22 protein-coding genes are annotated in these 26,253 nt (G+C 57.1%); 12 read left to right on the top strand and 10 right to left on the bottom strand.

The window, feature by feature from the left end; all coding sequences use genetic code 11:
* Positions 1-36: 36 nt before the first annotated feature.
* The 3 genes from pflA to Q0X28_RS05435 form a co-directional block, all read right to left on the bottom strand.
* Positions 37-948, bottom strand: coding sequence for a pyruvate formate-lyase-activating protein (gene pflA / locus Q0X28_RS05425; protein WP_296237548.1), 912 nt, complete (start codon positions 946-948; stop codon positions 37-39).
* 4 nt (positions 949-952) lie between these two features.
* Complete coding sequence (gene pflB, locus Q0X28_RS05430) at positions 953-3,214, bottom strand: formate C-acetyltransferase (protein WP_296237550.1); 2,262 nt, start codon at positions 3,212-3,214, stop codon at positions 953-955.
* Between the two features lie 595 nt (positions 3,215-3,809).
* A complete protein-coding gene (locus Q0X28_RS05435; RefSeq protein WP_296237551.1) occupies positions 3,810-4,253 on the bottom strand; it encodes an Hsp20/alpha crystallin family protein in 444 nt (147 codons plus the stop codon).
* A 169-nt stretch (positions 4,254-4,422) separates the two neighbouring features.
* Here Q0X28_RS05435 and Q0X28_RS05440 point away from each other — a divergent pair, with 169 nt between their 5' ends.
* On the top strand, positions 4,423-5,193 hold the full coding sequence (locus Q0X28_RS05440) for an NAD-dependent deacylase (RefSeq protein WP_296237552.1): 771 nt from the start codon (positions 4,423-4,425) through the stop codon (positions 5,191-5,193).
* 437 nt (positions 5,194-5,630) lie between these two features.
* Positions 5,631-6,683, top strand: coding sequence for a zinc-binding dehydrogenase (locus tag Q0X28_RS05445; protein WP_296237735.1), 1,053 nt, complete (start codon positions 5,631-5,633; stop codon positions 6,681-6,683).
* A 161-nt stretch (positions 6,684-6,844) separates the two neighbouring features.
* On the opposite strand, the gene ychF is transcribed toward Q0X28_RS05445, so the two are convergent.
* A complete protein-coding gene (gene ychF, locus Q0X28_RS05450) occupies positions 6,845-7,924 on the bottom strand; it encodes a redox-regulated ATPase YchF (protein ID WP_296237555.1) in 1,080 nt (359 codons plus the stop codon).
* A 56-nt stretch (positions 7,925-7,980) separates the two neighbouring features.
* On the opposite strand from ychF, the gene Q0X28_RS05455 reads away from it, so the two are divergent.
* From Q0X28_RS05455 to Q0X28_RS05480, 6 genes are all read left to right on the top strand, one after another.
* Positions 7,981-9,588: a sodium-dependent transporter gene (locus tag Q0X28_RS05455; RefSeq protein WP_298576997.1), complete on the top strand. Its 1,608-nt coding sequence runs from the start codon at positions 7,981-7,983 to the stop codon at positions 9,586-9,588.
* A 151-nt stretch (positions 9,589-9,739) separates the two neighbouring features.
* The gene (locus Q0X28_RS05460; protein WP_296237561.1) at positions 9,740-11,368 is read left to right on the top strand and encodes a sodium-dependent transporter; all 1,629 of its coding nucleotides are present in this window, start codon (positions 9,740-9,742) and stop codon (positions 11,366-11,368) included.
* Complete coding sequence (locus tag Q0X28_RS05465; RefSeq protein WP_082345304.1) at positions 11,365-11,484, top strand: methionine/alanine import family NSS transporter small subunit; 120 nt, start codon at positions 11,365-11,367, stop codon at positions 11,482-11,484. The genes Q0X28_RS05460 and Q0X28_RS05465 overlap by 4 nt, the downstream gene beginning before the upstream one ends.
* A 95-nt stretch (positions 11,485-11,579) precedes the next feature.
* Entirely contained in the window at positions 11,580-13,148 is a 1,569-nt protein-coding gene (locus tag Q0X28_RS05470) for an AI-2E family transporter (protein ID WP_298576999.1), read from the top strand.
* Positions 13,149-13,279: 131 nt separating this feature from the next.
* On the top strand, positions 13,280-14,374 hold the full coding sequence (locus Q0X28_RS05475; RefSeq protein ID WP_298577001.1) for a DNA recombination protein RmuC: 1,095 nt from the start codon (positions 13,280-13,282) through the stop codon (positions 14,372-14,374).
* A gap of 24 nt (positions 14,375-14,398) precedes the next feature.
* Positions 14,399-15,823: a DUF6542 domain-containing protein gene (locus tag Q0X28_RS05480; protein ID WP_298577003.1), complete on the top strand. Its 1,425-nt coding sequence runs from the start codon at positions 14,399-14,401 to the stop codon at positions 15,821-15,823.
* Positions 15,824-15,945: 122 nt separating this feature from the next.
* On the opposite strand, the gene Q0X28_RS05485 is transcribed toward Q0X28_RS05480, so the two are convergent.
* Positions 15,946-16,887, bottom strand: a complete 942-nt coding sequence (locus Q0X28_RS05485) for a 4-hydroxy-3-methylbut-2-enyl diphosphate reductase (protein WP_296237570.1) — start codon at positions 16,885-16,887, stop codon at positions 15,946-15,948.
* Positions 16,888-17,099: 212 nt separating this feature from the next.
* Between Q0X28_RS05485 and xseA the strand changes: the two genes are divergently transcribed.
* Complete coding sequence (gene xseA / locus Q0X28_RS05490) at positions 17,100-18,359, top strand: exodeoxyribonuclease VII large subunit (RefSeq protein ID WP_298577016.1); 1,260 nt, start codon at positions 17,100-17,102, stop codon at positions 18,357-18,359.
* Positions 18,343-18,618 carry an exodeoxyribonuclease VII small subunit gene (locus Q0X28_RS05495; RefSeq protein ID WP_296237572.1) on the top strand — a complete coding sequence of 92 codons (276 nt, stop codon included), beginning with the start codon at positions 18,343-18,345 and terminating at the stop codon, positions 18,616-18,618. The genes xseA and Q0X28_RS05495 overlap by 17 nt, the downstream gene beginning before the upstream one ends.
* Positions 18,619-18,690: 72 nt before the next feature.
* Here Q0X28_RS05495 and Q0X28_RS05500 read toward each other — a convergent pair whose 3' ends face one another.
* The gene (locus Q0X28_RS05500; RefSeq protein ID WP_296237574.1) at positions 18,691-19,536 is read right to left on the bottom strand and encodes an alpha/beta fold hydrolase; all 846 of its coding nucleotides are present in this window, start codon (positions 19,534-19,536) and stop codon (positions 18,691-18,693) included.
* Positions 19,537-19,913: 377 nt separating this feature from the next.
* Here Q0X28_RS05500 and glpX point away from each other — a divergent pair, with 377 nt between their 5' ends.
* Complete coding sequence (glpX, locus tag Q0X28_RS05505) at positions 19,914-20,930, top strand: class II fructose-bisphosphatase (RefSeq protein WP_296237740.1); 1,017 nt, start codon at positions 19,914-19,916, stop codon at positions 20,928-20,930.
* A gap of 40 nt (positions 20,931-20,970) precedes the next feature.
* Here glpX and Q0X28_RS05510 read toward each other — a convergent pair whose 3' ends face one another.
* Positions 20,971-21,894 (bottom strand): LysR family transcriptional regulator substrate-binding protein, encoded by a 924-nt coding sequence (locus Q0X28_RS05510; RefSeq protein WP_296237576.1) that lies wholly within the window; start codon positions 21,892-21,894, stop codon positions 20,971-20,973.
* Positions 21,887-23,197, bottom strand: coding sequence for a serine hydroxymethyltransferase (glyA, locus tag Q0X28_RS05515; protein WP_296237578.1), 1,311 nt, complete (start codon positions 23,195-23,197; stop codon positions 21,887-21,889). The genes Q0X28_RS05510 and glyA overlap by 8 nt, the downstream gene beginning before the upstream one ends.
* 101 nt (positions 23,198-23,298) lie before the next feature.
* On the opposite strand from glyA, the gene coaA reads away from it, so the two are divergent.
* Positions 23,299-24,231: a type I pantothenate kinase gene (coaA, locus tag Q0X28_RS05520; RefSeq protein WP_296237580.1), complete on the top strand. Its 933-nt coding sequence runs from the start codon at positions 23,299-23,301 to the stop codon at positions 24,229-24,231.
* A gap of 118 nt (positions 24,232-24,349) precedes the next feature.
* On the opposite strand, the gene Q0X28_RS05525 is transcribed toward coaA, so the two are convergent.
* Positions 24,350-25,165, bottom strand: coding sequence for an isoprenyl transferase (locus tag Q0X28_RS05525; RefSeq protein WP_296237582.1), 816 nt, complete (start codon positions 25,163-25,165; stop codon positions 24,350-24,352).
* Between the two features lie 64 nt (positions 25,166-25,229).
* Positions 25,230-26,156: a mycothiol conjugate amidase Mca gene (gene mca / locus Q0X28_RS05530; RefSeq protein WP_296237583.1), complete on the bottom strand. Its 927-nt coding sequence runs from the start codon at positions 26,154-26,156 to the stop codon at positions 25,230-25,232.
* Positions 26,157-26,253: the final 97 nt, after the last annotated feature.

The raw sequence follows: 26,253 nt of genomic DNA on the forward strand, positions 1-26,253 counted from the left end.
ATTTTCGGTTAGGAATGCTGGTTACCAGAGAACGTCTTAGTAGACGTCCATTCCGTAGGAACGAAACTGTTCGCGAGCCCGCTCCACCAGCTCTGGACTGGGCGGTTGGGTTGCTGCGAGTGTGTAGTCGAGGCCGAGTTCGTTCCACTTATCGACACCCATGTTGTGGAAAGGCAGCACCTCTACCCGCTGGACGTTGGGCCAACCAGAGACCAGTTGGGCAACCGCGTCGACGTTCTCCACGGAGTCGGTGAGACCGGGGACGAGGACGAAGCGGATCCAAACCGCCTTCTTGGCGATGGCCAGGCGATCTCCAAATTCGATGGTCGGGGTGAGCTTCCGTCCGGTGACCTCTTGGTAGATATCGGGCAATCCGCTCTTCACATCCAAGAGGACGAGGTCGATGTCATTCAACATGTCGTCGTCGCACTTAACTCCGAGGAAACCGGAGGTGTCAATGCAGGTGTGGATGCCGAGTTCTTTGGCTGCCCGGAGAACACGGCGGGTGAACTGCGGTTGGAAGAGGGGCTCACCACCGGAGATGGTGATTCCTCCACCGGTTGCCTGGAAGACCTTCCGATAGCGGTTGAGCCGTTCAACTACCGCGTCGACAGTCTGCCATTGACCATCTTTAATTTTGAGGGTGTCGGGATTGTGGCAGTACTGGCAGCGTAGCGGGCACCCATTGAGGAAGAGCGTCATGCGCGTGCCAGGTCCGTCGACTGCTGTGACTAGTTCCCATGAATGAACGGATCCAAGGAGACCGGCACGGCGGTCAGCCAGCTGCTGGTGTTGTGCGGTGGTGATCTCGGCAGCGTCTGCGCTGAGGCAGGAGCTTCCCTGCACCATCAGGGGGATAGCAGTGCCCACGCCAGCAGCGGTTCCCCGCCGCCGGCTTACCCCGACCTGGGGTTGGACGACTACTGCTCCGGAGACACCATCTGCCATGGCCTTAGACTCCCTGGTGGAAGGTGCGGCTGATGACGTCGAGCTGCTGTTCGCGGGTCAGTCGGACGAAGTTCACAGCGTAGCCGGAGACGCGGATGGTGAGCTGGGGGTAATTTTCAGGATGCTCCATGGCATCTTCCAGGGTTTCGCGGTTCAACACGTTGATGTTGACGTGGTAGCCGTCGGACAGGTTGTAGGCGTCCAACAGACCAACGAGGTTAGTGACCTGTTCGTCCTTGGTACGGCCGAGGCCAGAGGGGACGACGGTGTTGGTGAGCGAGATTCCATCCTGTGCTTCCTCGAAGGGGAGCTTGGCAACGGACAGCGCAGAGGCCAGCATGCCGTGGGTGTCGCGGCCGTTCATGGGGTTAGCGCCGGGTGCGAACGGTGCGCCCTTGCGGCGTCCATCGGGGGTATTACCAGTGTGCTTACCGTACACCACGTTCGAGGTGATGGTGAGGACGGACTGGGTATGGATGGAATTCCGGTAGGTGGGGTGCTGGCGAACCATGCCCATGAAGGTTTCGACGATCATGGAGGCGATGTCGTCAACACGGTCGTCATCGTTGCCGAAGGTCGGGAACTCCCCTTCTACTTCATAGTCGTAGGCTAGGCCAGTTTCGTCGCGGAGTGGGCGAACCTTCGCAAACTTGATGGCGGAGAGGGAGTCTGCGGCGACAGACAGGCCGGCAATACCGCAGGCCATGGTGCGCTTTACCACGGAGTCGTGGAGAGCCATTTCCAGTCGCTCGTAGGCGTACTTGTCGTGCATGTAGTGAATGCAGTTGAGAGCTTCAACGTAGGTCTGGGCAAGCCATCCAAGGAAGTGCTTGTAGGCCTCCCAGGTCTCGTCAAAGTCAAGGTATTCGCCGTCGAGAGAGGGGCACTCAGGGCCTACCTGCTGCCCGGACATTTCGTCACGGCCACCGTTGATGGCGTAGAGGAGCGCTTTGGCGACGTTCACACGAGCTCCGAAGAACTGCATCTGCTTGCCCACTGTCATTGGGGACACGCAGCAGGCGATGGCACCGTCGTCACCGCAGTTGTTGCGGATGAGTTCGTCGGACTCGTACTGGATTGCGGAAGTGTCGATGGAGACCTGGGCGCAGAAGCGTTTGAAGCCTTCCGGCAGCTTGTGGGACCAGAGGACGGTAAGGTTCGGCTCGGGGGCAGAGCCAATGTTGTAGAGAGTCTGCAGGTAGCGGAAGGAGTTCTTGGTGACCAGCGGGCGGCCGTCTTCACCGATGCCGGCGATGGATTCAGTGACCCAGGTGGGGTCGCCAGAGAATAGTTCATCGTATTCTGGGGTGCGCAGGAAACGGACGATGCGGAGCTTGATGACGAGGTCGTCGATGAGCTCCTGAGCTTCGGATTCGGTGAGAGTACCTTCGGCGAGGTCACGTTCAATGTAAATGTCCAGGAAAGTGGCGTTGCGGCCGATGGACATAGCTGCACCGTTCTGTTCCTTGACAGCACCGAGGTAGGCAAAGTAGAGCCACTGGATAGCTTCCCGCGCGTTACGGGCAGGCTGGGAAATGTCGTAGCCGTAGGAGGCGGCCATTTCTTTGAGCTCCATGAGGGCGCGGATTTGTTCGGCGTTTTCTTCTCGATCGCGGATGATGTCTTCGCTGGCCCACTCCATGTCGAGAGTCATGCGGTCGTGTTTCTTGGCTTCGATGAGAGCGTCCACACCGTAGAGGGCGACACGGCGGTAGTCGCCGATGATGCGGCCGCGGCCGTAGGCGTCGGGAAGACCGGTGATGATGTGGCTGTGACGAGCAGCACGGACGGATGCGGGATACACGTCGAAGACACCGTCGTTGTGGGTCTTGCGGTACTTGGAAAAGACGTTCTGCAAGTTTTCGTCAACGGGGTAGCCGTAAGTCTTGAGAGACTTGACGACCATGCGCCAACCACCGTAGGGCATGATGGCGCGCTTCAGGGGAGCGTCCGTCTGCAGACCAACGATGAGTTCGTAGTCTTTGTCGATGTAGCCCGGTGCATGGGAGGTGATGCTTGAGGGGGTATCCCAGGAGACGTCGTACACGCCCTTTTCACGTTCCTCGGGGAACATTGTGAGAAGGGTGTTCCAGATGTGGGTGGTGCGTTCGGTGGCGCCGGCGAGGAAGGAGGCGTCTCCCTCGTAAGGTGTGTAGTTGTGCTGAATGAAATCTCGGACGTCGATTTCATCAGACCAGTTACCGGGTTCGAAACCGTGCCAAGCGTTCTGCTGGGATTCGGTGAGCACAGGGGCGGTCGTCGTCATGTAGTGATACCTCAAGCTGAAAACTGTAGTGAGTGGCGGTTAGTCACTCAGAAGATTCCGCCTAAAAAGGGTGTTTTTTAGGCGAGACTCAGTTTATCGGTTAAGTTCACTTGGGAAAAGTCACCTATTTCGCGAATAATTACTGGTCAACATAAGGTTTTGACGAACTTTCCGCGTTTCGAATAGCACTATCCACCTAGCGGGAATGAGCTAAAAAAGTAGCCCGCAAACTGAGATTTTTCATTTTTGAAGTGACGTATTTCACAATTTTGGACACATGGCTTTATCCATTGTGTGAAAAGCCCCTCCGGAAGACAGGAGGATGACCTCTCACTGCACTCGAAGGCGCGCGTGCAGTACGGGCACCCTCACCTAGGCTAACTTTTCTACGTCCCCTTCCCAGGCGAACAATGGCCACGCGCCGGTAGCTCAGGCTCGCCAAAGGAAAGAACCGAAGTAACCATTGTTGCAGGTTCCCATACCTGGAGCGGATGACGTGGAGGGCCGGGCTATATAAACAAAAAATAAAACTGGTGGACCCCCTAGGGGCCCACCAGTTGTGATAATCGATGCTAAATGTAGCAGGCACGTTCGGTTACTGAGCTGCGCCGTCTACTTCTTTAGGTTCTGCGGTATCACTGTTAATGACGTGGTTGACGGAAATCTTCCGAGGCTTAGCTTCCTCTGCGACCGGCAGGGTGAGCTTCAAGACTCCGTCTTCGTAGGCTGCCTCAATACGGTCGGTGGCAAGTCCACGCCCGAGAGTGAGCTGACGCGCGAAGGTACCATTGCGGCGCTCTCGAGTGAGCCACTCAATGTCCTCTCCGGATACAGATGAGCGCTCGGCGCGCACGGTAAGAGTGCGGTCGTCAATATCAATGTCAATCGAAGCAGGGTCGACGCCCGGCATATCGATTTCTGCGACGAACACGTCGCCCTTCTTATAAAGGTCCATTGAGAGGTTGGAGCTCTGCGGGGTAGCGACTCCGGTAAAGAGACGCTCAAACTCGCGGAACGGATCGAAAGTTGCAGTAGCCATAGTGGCCACCTCCTTTGTGGTGGTGTTAGTAGAGTCGTTCGCTTGTTCCGTCATCTAAGTTGAGTCACTTTAGATCAACTATGACAGTAGTAACTGTAACTCCTGATATGAGTGGACTCAAGTATTTATTTTCGCTCACAGTGAAGATTTCTGTTCTAGCATGAGAAATATGACTGAACAGGCAGTTCTCCTCCAAGAAGCACAGCGCCTCTGCACTGATGCAGCGCGCGTCGCCATCCTTTCTGGTGCAGGGATATCCGCAGAATCAGGGATTCCTACTTATCGAACCTCCCAAAGTGGCCTCTGGGAACAGTTTGACCCCCAAACCCTCGCCACCCCTGAGGCGTGGGCAAAGGATCACCAAATGGTGTGGGCCTGGTACCTGTGGCGAAACTCGCTTGTCCGAGACGTCCAACCCAACGCCGCCCACCAAGCCCTCGCCCGCTGGGAACATTATGCCCAGGTCCGTATCTGTACCCAGAACGTGGATGACCTCCACGAACGAGCAGGGTCCACGAAAGTTGAGCACATCCACGGCACACTTTTCCATTTCATCTGCTCTGAATGTCGATCCGACTACCCCCATCCCGTCGACATCCCCACCAAGGAAGTCCTGCGAGCAGAACCACCTGCCTGCCCTTACTGCGGTGCACCCATCCGCCCGGACATTGTGTGGTTTGGAGAAATGCTCCCCCACATTTCCTGGGAACGCAGCGTTGCTGCCGCAGAGCACTGTGATGTGTACCTCGTGGTAGGAACATCGGCGGTGGTGCAGCCCGCTGCATCACTCCCCCGTATCGCCGCCCACGCCGGGAAGCCCGTTATCGAGATCAATCCTGCTCGCACGCCAGAATCCACCCTCTGCGATGTGAGCCTACAGATGAGCGCTAGCGAAGCCCTCCCCCTCCTCCTCGCCGCGCGGGAAGCCGCCGTAAGCTAGCCGCTATGACTGGAACTGCCGCTGTCCTGTGACAATGTCTCTCTTCCTTCCTCATCGAGCTCTGGCCAGTTGAAGAGCTGTCGTCTATCGACCCTGCACCTTCCGGATGGGTGACGGCAGACGACTTGAGCTTGGGCATTATCTGTCCCTCCAAGGAAAAATGCCGTTTTTCACTGAGCATTTCGGCAGGTTTCCATACCTAAAGTTGCCTTAGAGTTTGTCGATAGTTTTCACAACGACTGCACTGACCTGCGGTTACAGGGTTAACTATGGGCTATCAATGGAGTTTCTTGCACGGAGATAGGGCTTTCAGGTACGTATTTTGTGCGCTAGCACAGATCCTTATCATGATTTCCGCCATATGTATGCACATATGTGATTACGCTCATATTTAGGAGCGCCGGTACAGAGACCGACGCGCAAACAAGGGATCCATGATGACCGAAACAATGCTCGCAGAGCGTTTTCACGCAGCGGATCGCTCGATCTCCCTAGAGGAAATCCCGATCCCACATCCCGGCCCCGGTGAAGTACTCATCAAAGTTGCTTACTGCGGCATCTGCCACTCCGACCTCAGCCTTATCAGCGGTGCATTCCCCGCTGAGCTCCCCGTCGTCACACAAGGCCACGAAGCCTCTGGCGTCATTGTCGAACTAGGACCCGGTGTCACCGGATGGAAAGAAGGCGACCGCGTTATTCCCTCAGCTGGCCGCCCCTGCGGTAAATGCCGCAAATGCCGCCGCGGAGCCTACACCGACTGCCTCGACTTGCACCTCATGTCCTTCGCCTACGACGGCGCCTGGGCTGAATACCACGTAGCCCAGTCGTCAGGTCTGACGAAAATTCCCGACAATGTCCCCCTGGACCAGGCAGCACTACTCGCAGATGCTGTGTCCACTCCCTATGCCGCAGTAGTTCGCACCGGCAAAGTCCACATGGGTAATTCTGTCGCCGTGTGGGGTGTTGGTGGCGTCGGCGCACACCTCGTCCAACTCTCCAAGCTAGCCGGCGGTGTTCCTGTTATCGCCATCGACCTCAACGACGCAGTGCTTGAACGCGCCAAACGGCTCGGCGCAGACTTCACCCTCCGAAGCGACGACCCCGAGTTAATGCAGAAGATTGAGGATATTACCGACGGACGCATGATCGATGTCGCCTTCGATGCCGTCGGTATTACCCCCACCCTGCGCGCCTGTGTCGAGTCTCTGGACGTTGACGGACGCGCCGTCTCGGTCGGCCTCTCCGATCAAGAAATTGACGGTGGCCCCTTCCTCAACTTCAACCTCCACCGCAAGCAGATCCTTGGCCACCTCGGATACAAGAGCCAGGACATCGCCATGCTTGCAGAAATGCTGTCCTACGGGAGGCTGGATCTTTCGGAGTCCATCACCAAAGTCATTCCACTCACTGAGATCAAGCAAGGTATCGACGACCTGAAAAACCACCGCGGCAACCCCATCCGTATCCTCGTCAAACCTGGAGAGGATTAAGCTACGCCGAAGCGGATCGCCTACCCGATCATCCGCACGTCGACGAAACTCCCTCGAAGGCGTTGCCCGTTGTACGCACAGCTGGGGTGCTACCACTTCATTCGTGGCAGCACCCCAGCTGCTTTATATAAATGTTGACTACACGCCCGACAAAATGCTCGCTACACATTAAAGCGGAATTCGACGACGTCGCCTTCCTGCATGACGTAATCCTTGCCTTCCATGCGTACCTTGCCAGCAGCCCGGCAGTCGTTGATGGAACCATGCTCAATGAGGTCGTCGTAGGACACAATCTCGGCTTTAATGAAGCCCTTCTCGAAGTCACTGTGAATGACACCGGCCGCCTTCGGAGCGGTATCACCCTGGTGAATCGTCCACGCCCGGACTTCCTTCTCCCCGGCAGTGAGATACGTCTGGAGGCCAAGCGTGTGGAAACCAGCCCGCGCCAGCTGAGCCAAACCGGGTTCATCCTGGCCAATGGACTCCAGAAGCTCAAGAGCATCCTCGTCATCCAGCTCCACCAGCTCCGCTTCTACCTTAGCGTCCAGGAAAATAGCCTCTGCGGGGGCAACCTGCTCACGCAGTTCCTGCTTACGTGCCTCATCCGTGAGGATAGACTCGTCCGCATTGAACACATAAAGGAAGGGCTTGGTTGTCAACAGGTGTAATTCGTAGAGGAGATCGCCATCAACCTCATCTGCACGAGAGAAGATCGTGTCCCCGTTCTCCAAAATCGCCTGTGCTTTCTCTACTTCCGCCACCTGCTTCTGCAGGGACTTGTCCTGCTTTGCCTGCTTTGTGAGACGCGGCAATGCCTTCTCAATGGTCTGCAGATCCGCAATGATGAGCTCAGTTTCAATCACCTGAATATCATCAAGAGGGTCCACCTTGCCCGCCACGTGCACCACGTCAGGATCACTGAAAACACGCACTACCTGGCAGATCGCATCCGAATCGCGAATATTGGCGAGGAACTTATTGCCCAGGCCTTCGCCCTCCGAAGCACCCTTCACAATGCCGGCAATGTCGACAAACGACACCGTAGCAGGCACAATGCGCTTGGCATTAAACATCTCCTGCAACTTGGGCAGCCGAGCATCCGGCAGCTCCACCACACCCACATTAGGTTCGATAGTGGCGAAGGGATAGTTCGCTGCCAGCACGTCGTTTTTGGTTAGGGCATTAAATAGGGTCGACTTGCCCACGTTGGGCAGACCAACAATTCCAAGAGTAAGGCTCACAGTTCTTTACTCTACCTGGTACCTGCGCAATCACCTCTACCGCTATTGTTACAAGGGTGACTGCAGCTAACACAGACCACTCAACGCCCGCCCCCCGCGAGACGTTCTCACGCCGTTCAGTGTTCATTATGGCGGCTATAGGATCTGCCGTGGGTCTTGGCAACATCTGGCGCTTCCCCTACGTCGCCTACCAAAACGGGGGTGGCGCCTTCCTCATCCCCTATCTGTGCGCACTGCTCACTGCCGGCATCCCGATGCTCATGCTCGAATACTCATTAGGACACCGCTACCGTGGATCCGGGCCGCTGGCCTTCCGCCGTATCAGCAAATGGGGTGAATTCGCCGGCTGGTTCCAAGTATTTGTCGCATTCCTCATCGCCCTCTACTACCCCATCATCATCGCCTGGGCAGTCCGCTACGTAGGCTACAGCTTCCGCCAAGAATGGGGTGACGACCCGGCACGTTTCTTCAACAACTCTTTCCTTCACAAAACAGACGGCTTCGGGCTCCACATGGTGCCGAACCTCCTCATCCCTCTTCTCCTGGTGTGGGGCGTTATTGTCATCGTCATGGTTCTCGGAGTAGAAAACGGCATCGGCCGCCTCAACCGCGTGTTCGTGCCTGTACTCGTCATCCTCTTCGCTTGCCTCGTTATTCGCGCACTCTTCCTGCCCGGCGCCACTGAGGGTCTCAACGTCTTCTTCACCCCGAAATGGGAGTCTCTTCTGCATCCAGCAGTGTGGATTGCCGCTTACGGCCAGATTTTCTTCTCTCTGAATGTCGGCTTCGCCGTCATGATTACCTACAGCTCCTACCTCAAGCGCAAAACGAACCTGGTGGGCACGGGATATGTAGTGGCTTTCGCCAACTCGTCCTTCGAAGCCTTAGCAGGTATCGGCGTCTTCGCCACTCTCGGCTTCCTCGCAGTGAGTTCCGGGCAGCAGGTAGGAGATGTTGCAGAAGGCGGCATCGGCCTAGCATTCATCGCCTTCCCCACCATCATTTCGCACATGCCCGGTGGCACCGTGTTCGGTGTGGTGTTCTTTGGATGCCTCGCCATCGCCGGCCTAACCTCGCAAATTTCTGTGGTGGAGGTGTGCATCGCCGCGATTCGAGACAAGTTCGGCTTGGCCCGCTGGGCTGCCGCCACCGCCGTCATCCTGCCCCTCCTCATTGCCTCGATCCTCCTCTTCCCTACCTCCACGGGTTCCAGCACTCTCGACATCTTCGACAAGTTCGTGTGCTCCATCGGTATTGTCAGTGCCGCCATTGTCGCCATGATGACGATCAGTTGGGGGCTCCATCACCTCCCCATCCTGCAGACACACCTCAACGCCCTCTCTTCACGTCGCGTAGGGTGGCCATGGCGCTTCTGCGTTTCACTACTCACCCCCGCCGTTTTACTCATCATTCTGGCTACTGAAGTGCACTCCATCATCACGGAGGGCTACGGGAACTACCCCCAGTGGGCACTACTCGCCTTCGGTTGGCTGCCCATTCTGTGCTTCTTCATCATCTCCCTCCTCCTGCCACTTGTACCGTGGCCAGCTGCCGCTGACGTGGACAAAGGGGCGGTTCGCCGGCCCGAAGAGGACTGTGTACAGCGGTGCCACGGTGAAACTCACGGCGGAGAAAATGCTGTCACCCAGGACCCCCCAGCATAAGATGAAACGGGGTTTTACTTTTTCAGGAGCGAGCTGCCTCATCCGCTTAGGCTCCCATGCTTCTGTTCAGGCATTTTGCCCTCCGCCATACGTTGAGAGAACGCACTGGTGACGAACCCCGCAGCCATTCCCCCGACCCGTCAGGATATGCATGAGTAGTAAAACACCAGCCCAGCGCGAGACTTTCTCCAAGCGCTCAGTCTTCATTCTGGCTGCCATCGGCTCGGCCATTGGCCTCGGCAGTATCTGGCGTTTCCCCTACGTTGCGTACCAAAACGGGGGTGGTGCCTTCCTCATCCCGTTCCTGGTAGCACTGCTCACCGCGGGTATCCCGATGCTCTTCTTGGACTACGCATTGGGGCACCGCTATCGGGGCGGCGCACCCCTCACCTTCCGCCGCTTCGCCAAGCGGACTGAGGCATTGGGATGGTTCCAAGTCGGAATCTGTTTTGTCATCGCCTGCTACTACTCCGTCATCATCGCGTGGTCCTGCGCGTACACGGTGTACTCGGTGAAGGAGGCATGGGGAAGCGACCCCGCTACCTTCTTTAACCAGGGCTTCCTACAGGCCCAAAGCTCGCTGAGCATGGACTTTGTCCCGGCTGTCCTGATCCCCCTCATCATCGTCTGGGTCATTACCGTCGGAACTCTCGCCTTCGGTGTTCAGAATGGCGTGGGCAATATGTCCAAGTTTTTCGTCCCGTTGCTCGCTGTTCTCTTCCTCGTTCTGGTCGTCCGCTCCCTCTTCCTAGCAGGTGCTGCTGACGGCCTCGAAGTGTTCTTCCACGCAAACTGGAATTTGCTGACAGATGGCGAAGTGTGGATTGCCGCCTATAGCCAGATCTTCTTCTCACTCTCCGTGGGCTACGGCATCATGATCACCTACAGCTCCTACCTGAAGCGGCGCACCGACCTTGCGGGCTCCAGTCTGGTTGTCGCTTTCGCTACGACGTCTTTCCAAGTGCTCGCCGGCATCTGCGTGTTCGCAGCACTCGGCTTCCTCGCCCATCAGCAGGGCACGAGCGTAGATAACGTTGCAGCCAACGGTATCGGGCTCGCCTTCATCGCCTTTCCCTCGGTTATCTCCCAGATGCCAGGCGGTCCAATCTTCGGTGTCCTCTTCTTCCTCAGCCTGGTGTTAGCCGGACTTACGTCCTCCATCAGCCTGGTAGAAGTGGTTGCCGCTGCATTCCAGGACAAGTTCGGATTGCGGCGTGTGCCGGCGGTTCTCATCACCGGTATCCCCATGGCCATCATTTCCGTCGTTCTCTTTGCTACCACCTCGGGCGTCAATGTTCTCTCCGTGGTGGACAAGTTCATTAACAACGGCATTGCCCTCAACGCACTCGTGACCTTAATTCTTATCGCCTGGGTCTACCGGCGCGTCGAAGAGCTCCACAAGCACCTCATCTCGGTGTCCTCCCTGCCGGTGGGTAAATGGTGGAACGTGTGCATCTCTATCATCACGCCGGTTGCACTGGCCTGGATGCTCTTCGTCGAATTCTCCACCATCATCCGACATGGCTATGACAATTACCCCACCTGGTTCCTCACTGCTTTTGGATGGGGCAGCATTCTCTTCGCGCTGGTGTTTGCCATTGTCCTGACCGCTTTCAAGTGGAGTGACCGGGTGGTGCACCTTGATGGGCCACTCTTCACCCCCGAATTAACTACTGAGTACCAGCATCCCTACTACCGACAATGGCTCGCGAAACATCACCCCGAGCAGCTGAATGTTGTTCCTGCGGCCGATGCCGACATTGAGGAGGAAAAGAAATGAGCGCAGGATCCATCGTCATGATGGTGTTGTTCCTCGTCATCATTTGGGGCGGTCTGCTCGCTAGCAGCATCCACTTGGTCCGCCATCCAGACACTACGGCTGACAATGACGAATAAATCACACGTACAATAGAACAGATTGTTCATAGTACCCACTACCGCATGCCTCCTCCCGGAGGCATGCGGTAGTGGGACTCACTAGAGAGACCCGAATGTCTGATAAATCCAGCAAACCAGAACTGGTGGAGAAGGCCATCTCTGTTTTCGCCTCCGAGGACGACAAGAAGAAGGACTCGTCCTCGTCATCCTCTTCTGACAACAACGAGAAAAAGGACAAAAAGGACGAGCGGGAGCATCCCTCGTCCAAGCGTATGCAGGCCACCAGTCGTTCCGCTGTCATCGGGCAGGACCTCCGCTCCTTGGCAATGTGGTGCCTCCGGTTCATCCTGGTCGTCGCCGCCGGCTATATCCTTTACAAGCTCTGCCAATTCATTTGGGTAGGCCTGCTGCCCACCATCCTCGCACTCATTATCTGCTCAGCTCTCTGGCCCCCCGTCCGCTGGCTGATTAACCACAAAGTTCCCAGCTGGCTGGCATCCCTCGGTGCACTCCTAGTCGTACTCGGTGTCGTCACCGGCATTCTTTCTGCCATTGCCCCGAGCGTCGCTTCCCAGGTGGGACCGCTCTCACAAAAGACTGTCAAGGGAGTCCGCAGCCTGCAGGATTGGCTGCTCGGCCCGCCCTTCAACGTCAACCAAGCGCAACTCGACCGAGTTGTGGCGGCGGTGACAGAAAAGATCCAGTCCTCCGCTAGTCAGATCGCTTCTGCTGCCATTAACGGAGTGTCTGCTGCCTCCACCGTGCTCGTAACCTTGGTCATCACTTTGATGCTGTGCTTCTTCTTCCTGAAGGACGGGTCGAAGGCTCTGCCGTGGGTGAAACGAGTCGTTGGCATGCCTGCCTCCGCACATATCGAAGAGCTCTCCCTCCGCTGCTGGAGCACCCTCGGCGGCTTTATCCGTACCCAGGGCATCGTGTCTGCTATCGACGCCACGTTCATCGGTATTGGCATGGTGGTGTTGGGTGTGCCACTCGCTGGTCCATTGGCACTCATCACCTTCATGGGCGGCTTCATCCCCATCGTAGGTGCTTTCGTCTCTGGCTTCTTGGCAGTCCTCGTAGCTTCGGTGGGCGTCTCCCTCAAAGCCGGCATCATCATGCTCGTCATTATTCTGGTTGTACAGCAGTTGGAAGGTAACGTCCTCTCCCCCATCCTGCAGTCCAACGCGATGAACCTGCACCCCGTAATCGTGCTGCTCGTGGTCTCCGCTGGCGGCACCCTCTACGGTATTGTCGGTGCCTTCCTGGCAGTGCCCTGTGCCGCCATTATCGCCGTTGTCATCCGCTATATCGTGGAGTCATGGGATGAACGGGCGAAGATCGTGGTGAAGGAACAGCCTGCTGCTCAGCCCGAAACGAAGATGGCTCGCTGGCTGCGTCAGCGCTCTGGCAGCCTCCGTAGCTTGGTGCAGGATGGCCGTACCACTCCTCCTGCAGATGGTGGCTCCACCACTGACGCTGCCGAAGCAGGTGCCCCGGCAGGTGCTTCTACTGAGATAGCGAAAGGGACAGCTCGAACCGGTACCGACGACCTCATCGATACAATGCTGCAGAACGACGCTACCGGAGACATCGTGGGGCACATCAGTACCCGCAAGCCCCCGCTGCGCACTGGCATTGTCGACACCGACGAAGACGATAAGGACAAAAAGGACGACTAGCCCTTTCTGGGCCTCACTAGAGAACGACGCCTGCGGTCACTACACCCCCGAGCTCTCCTCACTCACTAATGCCTGGCTGGCATCTACTGTCAGCCAGGCTTTCTGTTACACCCTTCTGATACAAAAGCATCATGAACGTTCTTGCCATCGTCGCGCTGATAGCCGCCGGGTTACTGCTCGGGATCATCATTGGTTGGCTAGCCCGCGGGAATTCTTGGGCGAATCGCCGTGATATCGCCCGGCAGGCCGCACTCTCCCGCGAGGTACTGCAGCAGCAGTCAGATTCCGTGTCCGACATTGTGCTGCCCGTCATAACCCCACTTGAGCAGTCTCTCGATGGATTTAACCGACATATGGAACAGCTCGAACGACAGCGCGTACACGAGTATTCTCAACTCACCGAATCTGTGCTCGCTATGCAACGAAGCTCACGGGCACTTTCCGAAGAAACCACCCGGCTCTCCTCTGCTCTCCGTTCCCCTAATATTCGTGGTCGGTGGGGAGAGATCCAGCTAGAACGAGTCGTTGAGCTTTCGGGTATGGCAAAGCACTGTGACTTCTCCACGCAGCAACATGTACGAGGTGAGAATGGCGTACAGCGCCCAGACCTTGTCGTTCACCTCTCTGGTCAACGCAGCATCATTGTCGATGCAAAGGTTCCCTTCGACTCTTACCTCACCGCCATCAACGCCACTGACCTCACTACACAACAGAACGCCCGTCAGGCGTGTGCACGAGCCGTCCGCTCTCACATCGACACGCTCGCAAAAAAGAACTATTGGGAGGCATTCCTCTCTTCTCCAGAATTTGTGGTGATGTTCCTCCCCAGCGAACCTTTTCTCGACACAGTTCTCCAAGAGGATCCCACCCTTTTGGACTACGCATTCTCACACAATGTACTTCTCAGCACGCCCACCACACTCATCGCGCTACTCCGCACTGTCGCACTGACATGGCAGCATGACACAATCACGAAGGAAGCTCACGAGATCCAAAAACTCGGCCATGAGCTGTATCAACGGATTGGGGCTGTCACCCAACATTTCAATGCCCTCGGTTTGCAATTGGGCAAAGCAGTAGATTCCTATAATTCTGCCGTAGGATCAGCAGAATCTCGCCTGATTGTCACAGCACGAAAGCTGGAAGGATATGGAATCACCGGTTCATATACCATCACAAGTCCAGGAGAAATCGACTCCTACCCGCGTGCAGTTTCCGATAAGTAGGTATCTTCCCGGTAAGGTTGATTTGTGCTCATCAACTACCGCGCGGATGCTACCACGCCGGAGAGGAAACGCTCCCTCATCCGGCCAGTTCGTGGTGTCCCGTGGTGGGGAGTCTTGGCGATCTATGCCGTCGCCATCATCGTGGGAATGCTACTCAGCCTTTTCACCAAAGAATTGGGTATTCCTTTCGCCGTCGATTTCGTGATCTGCGCGGTAGTCTGCGCTGTCTTTGCAGAATTTGATGCCCTCTTCACCGCTACTGTGATGCCGGTGCTGGGCTACACCATCGCCTACCCACTGTTCTATTTCCTGAGTATGGTGGCGTCCGGTCAAAAAGGCTCCAAAGTAGCCATCATCAAAATCGGTATTCCATTCGTGACCGATGTCCCCGTCATGCTCACCGCGCTGGGCCTCGCGGCGGCCGTTGCGATCGTGCGGATCGTCCTTATGGTGGTCAACCACGGATGGAGCTCCCTCTGGATTGTCTCCCTCTTCATGAAGAAGGAGACCACTAAGGATTCCCGTCAGGATACCGCACGCACAGTCGGCAGCGATAAGCCGAAGCGCACACAGTCCGCCGCAGCAGGCTCTAGCGTTGGGCACACCACCGCCAATGACTCCGCTGCAAAGATAACGGACGACAAGCGCACACGGAACGCAGCAAGCACCCAACGTCCTACCGCAGACACCCAACGGCACCCGCTAGCAGCATCAGGAGCATCGGCGCCTGCCAGCTCAGCTTCTTCCGAACACCGCGCCAGTACTCCCAGGCCGCGCCCAATGGCCCATTCTCAGGGGGCAGCCATCCCGCGGATTGCCCATCCTGATGGCGAACCGTCCGGCGCTCGCCCCTTCCAGAACTACCCCGGCCGGAATGGTGGTCCGCAGCGCCGCCCGCGCGGCCCCCTCACCCCGGAACAGCGTCAACGTCTCGCCATGATTGTGGCAGCACGCAAACAGGGCCTTGACCCCCGAGACCCGCGCGTCCAGCAGGAGATGGCTCGCCGCCGCGCTGCCTTCCGCAATGCTGCAGACGGCGCTTTAGGTCCCCACCGTCCTTACCGGCCGGAAAACGGCGCTGCTCGTGACGAGCGCGCAGGTGCCCGACCTTACCCGCAACGTGGAGCCCGTCCCCCCTATTCGACGAACGGGAATGGTCGAGCAGAGGACCCACGCAAGATGCAGCCTCGTCCCGCCCCCAGCTCTGTCGCTGGACGGCCCTCTTACGGCCCCACCGGAACAATAGCTAACGGACGTGGTTATTCACAACTGGATCGGGCACGACGCACTGCCGGCCGCCCCTATCCCGATCCTCGTATGTATGGCACTCCCCGCGCACCATACAGGAATGCCGGCGGCTATGAGCGTGGCTCAGCTAGTGCCCCCTACCGCCCTTACAGAGAGCCACGCCAGGGCGGTGACACGACACGTGGACATTCTACCCGCTAGCGTTCCCCATACTACGCCTACTCCATTCCTGTTAGACGTTTGTCGGACTCGCCGTATGCGGGGGTAGCATGAGCTCACTAGGGGTTTCCTGCCCTGCTAGTCTAGTTTTGTGGATCAGGCGGTTAGCAGCCAGAGGCTTTACGAATCTCTGGGGGAAGCTGGAAACTCATGTCCTCCCGCACGGTCTGAACTTCTTCCACATGGTCGAAGCCCTGCTCAGACAGGTAGGCTACAACTTCTTCGACAAGCACTTCGGGGACAGATGCGCCCGACGTGACGCCAACTGTCTCCGCACCTTCCAGCCAAGCATTATCGATTTCGTGGGCATAGTCCACCAGATAGGACTTCTTTACCCCGGCTTGCTCTGCGACTTCCCGCAGGCGCACCGAATTAGAGGAGTTCCGGGAACCCACCACAATGACCACATCACATTGCTCCGCCATCGCTTTCACCGCCCCCTGACGGTTCTGTGTGGCGTAACAAATATCGTCGGACGGAGGATCGCTAATTTCGGGGAACCGATCGTGAAGAACCTTCACCGTGTCCTTCGTCTCGTCCACACTCAGCGTCGTCTGTGAAAGCCACACGAGACTACTGGGATCCTTCACCTCGAGTGCAGTCACATCCTCGGGCCCCTCCACCACATACGTTTGCTCCGGTGCTTCACCAGCCGTGCCCTCTACCTCTTCATGGCCACGGTGACCGATGAGGATAATCTCCTTACCGTGCTTAGCAAACCGACGGGCTTCACCATGAACTTTTTTCACTAGTGGGCAGGTGGCATTGATCGTGGTGAGATTACGAGCCTGCGCTTCTTCCATCACAGAGGGCGCAATACCATGTGCAGAAAATACCAGCACGGACCCTTCGGGAACTTCATCCACTTCATTGACGAAGATTGCTCCAGCCTTCGTCAACGTATCGACAACGTGCCGATTGTGCACAATTTCTTTACGGACATAAACCGGCGCTCCATAGTGTTCCAGGGCGAGTTCAACGGTTTGAACAGCGCGGTCAACACCAGCGCAGTAGCCACGGGGCGAAGCAAGCAGAACCTTACGCATTCTTCTAGCCTACGGGTTAATCCCCCGCTTTGGCACGTCCGCTCTCTACAATCAAAAGGAGACCATGGAGAAATCACATTCCCAGAGCACACATTAAAAGGCCCCTACGGAGGTGACGGATGACCCCACGCTCCAACTCGCAAAGCCCTGCCGAACAGAGTTCCACCGCGCAGCAGGTCCTCTCGTCCACCTCCAGTAGTCGCACGCCAGCGATGTCCGCAGACCACCCTTACCCGGTGCGAGAGGTGTCTTCCCTTGTCGCATCCTGGATCGATCGGCTGGGCGACGCCTGGGTGGAAGGCGAAATCACTCAGCTGAAACTTCGCCGTCAGTCCTACTACTCCTACTTTTCCCTACGGGATCTGGCAGAGACAGTCTCGCTACAGGTGACCTGTCCCTCTCGGCTACTCTCCGATGGTCTCATTGGAGAGGGCAGCCGAGTTATTGTGCACGGAAGCTTCACCCTCTATAAAGGGAACGGTTCCCTCTCTCTCATGGCAAAGAGCCTCCGACAAGCTGGTCTGGGTGAGCTGTTAGCTCGTCTTGAGCGTCTTCGACAACAACTCGCCGCTGAAGGGCTATTCGCCAACGAACTCAAACGCTCTCTGCCCTATCTCCCCCGCACAATTGGACTCATCACCGGCAGGAACTCTGCAGCTGAACGGGATGTCCTTTCCGTCGCACACAGCCGCTGGCCAGAGGTTGCTTTTGCAGTACGCTATGCGACGGTGCAAGGTGCCCGATGTGTACCGGAAGTAGTAGAACAATTACGGCTCCTCGATGCGGATCCTACTATAGATGTCATCATCATTGCCCGTGGGGGCGGTTCGATGGAGGATCTGCTTCCATTTTCCGATGAAACATTGGTGCGGGCAGTGTCGCGCGCAACGACACCGGTGGTGTCCGCTATCGGCCATGAACCAGATGTTCCGCTTCTCGACTATGTGGCTGACCTGCGAGCCGCAACTCCCACTGATGCTGCGAAACAGGTCGTTCCCGATGTGGTAGCTGAGCGTGCTGTAGTGCGGGAGTTACAGGCTCGGAACGCCCAGGCACTCCGACAGTGGGTGAAAAGGGAACATGCGCTGGTCGATAGTCTCACCTCACGCCCGGTACTAGCTCTACCTGCGACGCTCATTCAGACTCGTCTTCAGGAAAGTGAGCGAGCGCCCCAGGAATTAGAGAGGCAGATGACGCTTATTCTCGCCAACGAGGAGAACCGCATCGCCACCGCCACTGCTCAATTGACTGCTTTGGGGCCTCTTCATACCTTGGCCCGCGGCTATTCTATTGTGCAGGTGCAGCGTCCCACCGGTGAGACGGCTATGTTGTGCTCTATTAAAGATGCCCCGCCCGGCTCACAATTGCGAGTTCGCGCCAGTGACGGAGTGGTGTCTGCTGCGGTACTGGGAACGCAGGCCGGCCCGCGATTGTCCATAGTAAAGGAGGCCAGTGATGGCTCAGAAGAATGATGGCCCTCAACCTGTTGCAGAGCTCAACTATGAAGAGGCACGGGATGAGTTGATGAATACTGTCCGGCAACTCGAACAAGGAGGCCTCAGCCTGGATGATTCCCTGGCATTGTGGGAACGTGGGGAAGAACTGGGGCAGCGCTGCGAGGAATTGTTAGCCGGTGCCCACAAGCGCATTGAGGATGCGCTAGCGGCACGTGCGGCAAACGACGACGATGGTAACGCACCGAGCAGCACTGACACGAGTGCTAGTACATAAATTCAGCCAGCGCATTACCCGGTGATGGAGCAGACGCACCACTCACGCCTCTCCTGCGAGCTCTGCGGCGACTTAGAAGCGTTCGCGCAACCAGTGGATGAGGTCGTCTATCACTTCATCTTTATTGGTCTCGTGATAGACCTCGTGGCGTGCCCCGGGATACCGAATTAACGTCACATCTGTCAGCTCTGCGATGGAGCGGTAGCCCTCTGCCAGAATCTCCACTGCACAGATACCGAAGGACATGGGGTCGTCCCCCCCACTCTGAATGAGTAGAGAGAAGGGGTAATCGATGGGGTTGGGGAAGGGGGTGAAAAGTTTGAGGGCTTCCTCTGGCCGCTCGTACATGAAGTTCTGCAAGATATCGACCATGTAGGGGTCGTCCCGTGCAGCTTTACGAACATCTGGGTCACGAGTGAGCCATTCGTTGGATTCACAGTCCGGGTTATTGCGCCACTTGCGGTTGAAGTCGAAGAAATCCGGTGGAGCTTCGATAGGGAAGAAACTCGTCCCTGTCAACACAAGACCTTGGACTGTACCATTGGCGCGGAGACAATACTGTTGGGCCAGGAAGCTGCCCCAGGAATGGCCGATAATGATGAGGGGCACACCGGGGTGACGCTGTTGGATAAGGCACGTCATTGCTTCGATGCCGTGAATCACCTTGTCATGGGCCTTGCTGGGGAGTCTTCCGAAGTCCCCATTCATTTTTCCTGTCACCCCATGTCCAATATGGTCAGGTGCGTATACGCTGTAACCAGCTTCTGCCAGACGGGTTGCTAGTGAACCATAACGCTGGGCGTGGTCTCCCAGACCATGGACGATCTGAATGACGCCGCGGGGTTCCTCTGCTTCCCAACGGAAATAGCACAGCGGCTGAACGGATGTGGGACACACCCCCGCAGCCATAGTCACCATTGCTGTTCCTTTTGCGCTCGTTCAGACATCTCGGACTCTAGCTTATATCGTTTCATAATTTTATCTGGGTTCTTAACATGACAAAACTCCCAGGAAATTGCAGAAAAGACAAGCTGTGTAGCAGAACTGACTCAGGTTTAAAAATCCCATATAACGGGAAACTAGATGATAGTTTCTCATATACTCCCCGTTCTTTATCGTTATACTTTTGAGAATATTCTTTATATTCTCAACAAATTCTCGTTTTTAGTAGTCAAAGTGAAACAATAGCCACACACATAATTTTCGCTCGTCCGCTCCCCGGAGATCTCCACCGTTACTGTTTCCACGAACGAGCATTTCACACCAAGAAAGAGAGTCTCATGACCTCCCCATCCATGTTCGATGCAAATTCCCTCGACCGGAATCTCGGAATGGAACTCGTCCGCGTCACCGAATCAGCTGCCCTCGCCGGCGGCCTCTGGGCGGGCCGCGGCGACAAAATCGGAGTTGACGGAGCTGCCGTCCGCGCCATGCGGGACACCCTTAACACCGTCAACCTCCGTGGCACTGTCATTATCGGCGAAGGGGAAAAGGATGAAGCTCCGATGCTGGCCAATGGTGAAAAAGTTGGCAATGGGTGGGGACCCGAAGTCGACGTTGCCGTCGACCCAGTAGACGGCACTCGCCTTTGCGCAGAAGGCCGCCCCAATGCTATTTCCGTCATGGCAATTGCCGCAGCAGGCAGCATGTACGACCCCAGCGCCTTCTACTACATGAAGAAGATCTCTACCGGCCCCGAAGCGGCCGATGCCATTGACGTCGACCTATCTGTCGAGGAGAACATTAATAACGTCGCCAAGGCAAAGAACAAGAGCGTCCGCGACATTACCGTCGTCGTCCTCGATCGCCCCCGCCACGATGACCTCCAGGCCGCCATTCGGGAAGCCGGCGCCAAAGTACGCCTAATTGCCGACGGAGACGTGGCAGGTGCTGTCGCCGCCGCCAAGCACGGCAACTCCGTCGATCTCATGATGGGCATTGGCGGTACCCCTGAAGGCATCATCACTGCTGTGGCGATGCGCTGCATGGGTGGTGCGATTCAAGGTCGCCTCTGGCCCAAAACTGACGAAGAAATTGCCCGCGCAAAGTCCGGCAAATTCGACACTGACAAGGTGCTCCACACCAACGATCTCTGTTCCACCGACGACTGCTTCTTCTGCGCCACCGGTGTCACCAACGGCGACATGGTGGGCGGCGTATCCTTCCGCTCCCATGGCGCCTACACGCGCTCGCTCGTGATGCGTGGCACCTCGGGGACTATCCGGTTCGTCGAAGGATTCCACCGTCTGGAGAAGCTACAGGCACTCTCTAACGAGTATGCACGTGGCCTCCCCCAAATCGGTTCCCTCTAAAACCCCATCATTACTATTCGTCGAGGCGGGGGATGCGTCCTTAGCGGCGCCTCCCCCGTTTTTGTGCAGCTCGTTTGGCAGCATGGCGCGCCGCAATGCGTTGACGACGCTGCTCCTGACTCTGCACACGGCTGGACTGAATCTTCTCCTTGCGTGTTTTTTTACGAGCAGCAGCTGCAGCATCAACAGACGCACCACCGGACCGTGAGGACTGCGCCCGGCGCCCCCGCAACATCCCAATGAACTCCTGGATAAGCTCTTCTGGACACTCAGCAGGGCGATCTTTGAGCCACACGGCACACACTCGGGTTGCTGCATCCATCACCAACGGCCGCGCGGTGCCCTCGAAGGTGCCCGCCACTTTGGCGAGCGTTTCCGGGAGAATCGCAATGCCCGTCCCCGACTCCGCATAGCTGAGCGCCAGTTGCGGCTCCCCCACAGGGATGACCAGCTCACCCTTGCCGATACGATTGTCTGGTAAGTCCTCAAGGTCGGCAAGGGTTACCTCGGCGACCAGACCGATGTCGTGCTTCTTTCTCCCCAACACAACCCAGCGTTCCTGGTAGAGCTCCACCACATGCGTACGCTTCACCAGGTCAGCGGGGAAACTCAGATCGGCTGCCCCATAGGAAAGGAGCTGCAGGGGTGACGGTACCTCCGTCTCTTTGGTGGCCTCCGCAGTGCGGTCTACGGTTGTCCGGACGAGCACAATGGACCAGCGCCCTGTCCGTAAGCCCTCCCATTGCACGGCAGAATCAACAAACTCCCAGGACGTCCGCACATCGGGTCGATTTTCCTGCCAGCGACGTTGCCATTTGTCGGGCTGTACCCCCACAACACAGCCGATGCGCAGAAGCGCCGGGGAAGCCTCAGCTTCCGACGGCGCTTCTGTCGGTGTGGTGACGAGGGTGGGAAGAACCTCTGTAGAGGCCTCCCCCGCACCCGTCAGCTCCACATCAGTCAAGCATCTTCCAATCTTCCAGGCCGTCGTACAGCGGAACCTGTTCGCACAGTTTGGTAACGCGGGCGCGCAGAGCCTCTACATCGGCATCCTTGCCCTGAGCTAGAGCGGTGCCAATGATGTCAGCAACCTCTTCGAACTCCGCGTCATCGAAACCGCGGGTGGCAAGAGCCGGGGTGCCGATACGCAGGCCGGAGGTGACCATCGGCGGACGGGGATCGAACGGCACGGCATTACGGTTGACGGTAATACCTGCCTCGTGGAGCAAGTCTTCGGCGACCTGTCCGTCCATGTCGGAATTCCGCAGATCCACCAGCACCAGGTGAACATCGGTACCGCCGGTCAGTACGGTAACGCCATTCTTCTGAACATCGTCGGCGAGCAGACGCTCGGCGAGGATTTTAGCGCCGCGCAGAGTACGCTCCTGACGCTCCTTGAACTGCGCCGATGCCGCAATCTTGAGAGCAGCGGCCTTGGCAGCAACAGCGTGCATCAGCGGGCCACCCTGCTGGCCGGGGAACACGTTGGAGTTGATCCGCTTGGCGTACTCCTGCTTTGCGAGAATCATGCCGGATCGGGGGCCTGCCAGAGTCTTGTGCACAGTGGTTGAGACTACGTCAGCGTGCGGAACCGGGGACGGGTGCAGCCCCGCTGCGACCAGGCCGGCAAAGTGAGCCATATCCACCCACAGCTTGGCACCAACCTCGTCGGCGATGGAGCGGAAAGCAGCGAAATCCTCGTGGCGCGGGTAGGCGGACCAACCAGCCACGATAACTTGCGGCTGGCACTCAAGAGCCTTCTCCCGCACCTTGTCCATGTCGATCATCATGGTGTCCTCTTCAACACCATAGGCATGCACCTCATAGAGCTTGCCGGAGAAGTTGAGCTTCATACCGTGGGTAAGGTGGCCACCGTGTGCAAGGTTGAGACCCAGAAGTCGCTCACCCGGCTGCATGAGAGTGGAAAGCACTGCGGCGTTAGCTTGGGCACCAGAGTGGGGCTGCACATTGGCGAATTCGGCACCGAAGAGAGACTTGGCACGTTCCCGAGCCAGGTCCTCGACGATGTCGACGTTTTCACAACCACCGTAGTAGCGGCGACCGGGGTAGCCTTCGGCGTACTTGTTGGTGAGAACAGAGCCCTGCAGCTGCAGCACGGCGCGCGGGACAAAGTTCTCCGAGGCGATCATTTCCAAGGTGTCACGCTGGCGGGACAGTTCGCCTTTCACAGCCTCCAACAGCTCTGGGTCCAGTTCACCCAGAGAGAGGTAGCGCAGGTCCTTGCCCTCAAGATTCTGGTCACTCATTCGGTGGCTCACACTCCAAAAAGGTGGTTCAGGTGCAGTCTCATTCTTTGCACATCTCAGTTCTCTAGTTTAGTGCGTTGACCGGTCTATAGTTAATAGCGATGATTCAAGATCAGGTACCCAGTCCCTTCCATTGCTTCCCCCGAGAAGACTGGCGCAAACTCCGCAAGTCCTGGCCGATGGTTCTCACTGAAGATGAGCTCGAATCCATCCGCGGCTTAGGCGATCAAGTGGACCTGGAGGAGATTGCCAAGATCTATCTCCCCCTCTCGCGTCTGCTCTACTTCCAGATGCGAAATAAGAGCCTGCTGTACGACACGTCACAGGAGTTCTTTGACGGCATCTACGAGCAAAAGGAGTCTCCTTTTGTTATAGCTATTGCGGGCTCTGTCGCGGTTGGAAAGTCCACGACCGCACGCGTGCTTCAGATCCTCCTTTCTCGGTGGGAAACACATCCTCGCGTGGATCTGGTGACGACGGACGGGTTCCTCTACCCAACAGCCGTGTTGGAAGAACGCGGCATTATGGAGCGCAAAGGCTTCCCTGAATCCTACGATCGCCGTGCGCTGTTGGATTTCCTCTCTGCGGTGAAGAATGGTGAAGAAGTTGCCTACGCACCGGTATACGACCACGGCATTTACGACATCATTCCGGGCAAATTGCAGGAAGTGCGCCAACCAGACATCCTCATCATTGAAGGGCTCAACGTACTGCAGACTGGCCCAACCATGATGGTGTCCGATTTCTTTGACTTTTCGATTTATGTGGATGCTGCCACCGAAGACATCGAAAAGTGGTTCCTCAACCGAATTTTCATGTTGCGAGACACCGCCTTCCAGGATCCTACCAGCTACTACAACCAGTTCATCCACATGTCGGATGAGGAGCTCTACGCTTTCGCCCACGAGGTTTGGCAAAGCACAAACCAGAAGAATCTCGAAGAGAATATCCTTCCGACCAAACTACGTGCCGACCTCATTCTTCGTAAGGATGTCAACCACAAGATCCAGCATGTCATGCTGCGGAAAATCTGAACCTGCGGACGCCTGTGTGAATGCACAGGTACTCTCCCCCCCAGATAGCACCTGTGCACAGACCACAGTTGTATCCGCTGGAGAACGGTAGTATCAGACTCGCCTGGTTGCGTCGGCGTTATCTTCCATAGCGGCGGTGACGAGACGCAAAGTCTCGCAATGCCCGCAAAAAGTCGACGCGACGAAACTCTGGCCAATAGGCGTCGGTGAACCAGATTTCCGAGTAAGCCGTCTGCCAGAGCAGGAAGCCTGAAAGCCGCTGCTCCCCTGATGTGCGGATAACAAGATCGGGGTCTGGTTGCCCTGAGGTGTAGAGGTGCCCACCGATAGCGTCCACCGTCACCGATTGAACCAACTCCTCAGCTGACATGCCGCGGGCGATCTCATCTGTAAGCAGCTCCTGCACCGCATCGCAGATTTCTTGTCGTCCCCCGTAGCCGACTGCCACGTTGACAGTAATACCTGTGCGATGTGCGGTATTCGTCTCAGCTCGGCGCAATGCCGCTGCGATGGAGTCGGGAAGCAGGTCGATATGACCCATCAGGTGGATGCGCCAATCGTGGCCCGGCGCGGCAATCTCCTCGACAACATCACGAATGATGGCAAGAAGCTCATTGAGTTCATCAGCTGCTCTCCCCAGATTCTCTGCGGAGAGCAGGTAGAGGGTGACGCAGTAGATGCCGTCGATCTCGCTGCACCATTCCAACATCTCTACGATTTTGAGAGCACCCGCGCGGTGCCCGCTGGCTACATCAGTAAATCCAGCTTCTCGCGCCCAGCGACGATTGCCGTCGCACATCACCGCGATGTGGGCGGGTTTCGGCAGAGGCGCAATCGTGCAGAGCAAACGCTGCTCATACAAGGGGTACAGTACCGCCCGTGCCGTATTAGCAAGGGGGTGCCGTAACCAACGCCGAAGGGCTTTGGTTCTCACCTTTCCAGGTTAACCAACTTCCGGCCAGCCGTCGCCCCCTGCAGAGCAGAAACTCTGAGTTCGGTTAGTGAGAAAGAGCACCCGGTTCTAACGGCTCTGCCAAAGCGGTCGCATCTACCTCTGAATTGTCGGGCAGTTGACCAAAAAGTCCTTCTTCGGGGAGGGTGACGGAAACACGGGTACCTGCCAATTCAAAATGTTCCCACGGCCAGGCAGCCCGTTGAATATCGAGCGGTGCAAAGAAAAACACGCTGGCGGGATCAATCTGGGTGGCGTGTGCCTGGAGGGCCTTTTCGCGGTGCCCAAAATAGTCTCCACACTCAACTCGGGTAGTCACCCGGTCGAATCCTTTGCCCTTATCCTTGCCCCAGCCTTCGAGCAATGCTGCGTAGGGGCTGGGGAGACCACGACGCTCATACTCCTCATGGATGGCGATGAAACGTTCCCGGGTGAGATTGCGATCGTAGTAGATCTTGAAGGGGGCCCAGGCTTCCCCGGATTCGGGGAATGCCGCAGGGTTTGCAGCCTCTCGCCAGGCGATCATGGACACTAGATGGGTCTGAATGTGGTCGGGGTGCGGGTATCCGCCATTTTCGTCATAGGTGATGATGACGTGGGGACGGAATTCGCGTATGAGCCGCACCAGCGGTTCGGCTGCCTCGTAAGGGTCAAGCGTGGCGAAGGATCCTTCGGGGAGCTCGGGCAAGGGATCTCCTTCAGGGAGACCGGAGTCCACGAATCCCAGCCAGCGGTGCCGGACACCCAGTACGGCGGCGGAGGTCGCCATCTCTGCGATACGCACTTCATGAAGATTCTCGAAAATCGCAGGATCTTTAATGGTTGGGTTGAGTACATCTCCTCGTTCGCCACCGGTGAGGGTAGCGACCATCACGTCATGCCCTTCATCGGCATAACGAGCAAGGGTAGCTGCCCCTTTAGACGCTTCATCGTCAGGGTGCGCGTGCACGGCGAGAAGCCGATACTTTGCCATTGGGTCCTCCTTCACTGTCAACAAGTCCACACTAAATCTTGGGCGGAAGAAATGCCCATTTTGCATCTACCAGAGAAAAACTGCTGCTTGCGTGGTA

Origin of the sequence: uncultured Lawsonella sp. (genome assembly GCF_947252745.1) — a bacterium.
Classification (GTDB): domain Bacteria; phylum Actinomycetota; class Actinomycetes; order Mycobacteriales; family Mycobacteriaceae; genus Lawsonella.

Excerpts from the sequence above, each read along its gene's own strand:
- mca (WP_296237583.1), bottom strand. The coding sequence starts at position 26,156 with ATGGCAAAGTATCGGCTTCTCGCCGTGCACGCGCACCCTGACGATGAA.
- Q0X28_RS05465 (WP_082345304.1), top strand. The coding sequence starts at position 11,365 with ATGAGCGCAGGATCCATCGTCATGATGGTGTTGTTCCTCGTCATCATT.
- Q0X28_RS05470 (WP_298576999.1), top strand. The coding sequence starts at position 11,580 with ATGTCTGATAAATCCAGCAAACCAGAACTGGTGGAGAAGGCCATCTCT.
- Q0X28_RS05495 (WP_296237572.1), top strand. The coding sequence starts at position 18,343 with ATGGCTCAGAAGAATGATGGCCCTCAACCTGTTGCAGAGCTCAACTAT.
- Q0X28_RS05445 (WP_296237735.1), top strand. The coding sequence starts at position 5,631 with ATGACCGAAACAATGCTCGCAGAGCGTTTTCACGCAGCGGATCGCTCG.
- coaA (WP_296237580.1), top strand. The coding sequence starts at position 23,299 with ATGATTCAAGATCAGGTACCCAGTCCCTTCCATTGCTTCCCCCGAGAA.
- Q0X28_RS05435 (WP_296237551.1), bottom strand. The coding sequence starts at position 4,253 with ATGGCTACTGCAACTTTCGATCCGTTCCGCGAGTTTGAGCGTCTCTTT.
- Q0X28_RS05475 (WP_298577001.1), top strand. The coding sequence starts at position 13,280 with ATGAACGTTCTTGCCATCGTCGCGCTGATAGCCGCCGGGTTACTGCTC.
- glyA (WP_296237578.1), bottom strand. The coding sequence starts at position 23,197 with ATGAGTGACCAGAATCTTGAGGGCAAGGACCTGCGCTACCTCTCTCTG.
- Q0X28_RS05500 (WP_296237574.1), bottom strand. The coding sequence starts at position 19,536 with ATGGTGACTATGGCTGCGGGGGTGTGTCCCACATCCGTTCAGCCGCTG.
- Q0X28_RS05485 (WP_296237570.1), bottom strand. The coding sequence starts at position 16,887 with ATGCGTAAGGTTCTGCTTGCTTCGCCCCGTGGCTACTGCGCTGGTGTT.
- glpX (WP_296237740.1), top strand. The coding sequence starts at position 19,914 with ATGTTCGATGCAAATTCCCTCGACCGGAATCTCGGAATGGAACTCGTC.
- pflA (WP_296237548.1), bottom strand. The coding sequence starts at position 948 with ATGGCAGATGGTGTCTCCGGAGCAGTAGTCGTCCAACCCCAGGTCGGG.
- pflB (WP_296237550.1), bottom strand. The coding sequence starts at position 3,214 with ATGACGACGACCGCCCCTGTGCTCACCGAATCCCAGCAGAACGCTTGG.
- Q0X28_RS05440 (WP_296237552.1), top strand. The coding sequence starts at position 4,423 with ATGACTGAACAGGCAGTTCTCCTCCAAGAAGCACAGCGCCTCTGCACT.
- xseA (WP_298577016.1), top strand. The coding sequence starts at position 17,100 with ATGTCCGCAGACCACCCTTACCCGGTGCGAGAGGTGTCTTCCCTTGTC.
- Q0X28_RS05460 (WP_296237561.1), top strand. The coding sequence starts at position 9,740 with ATGAGTAGTAAAACACCAGCCCAGCGCGAGACTTTCTCCAAGCGCTCA.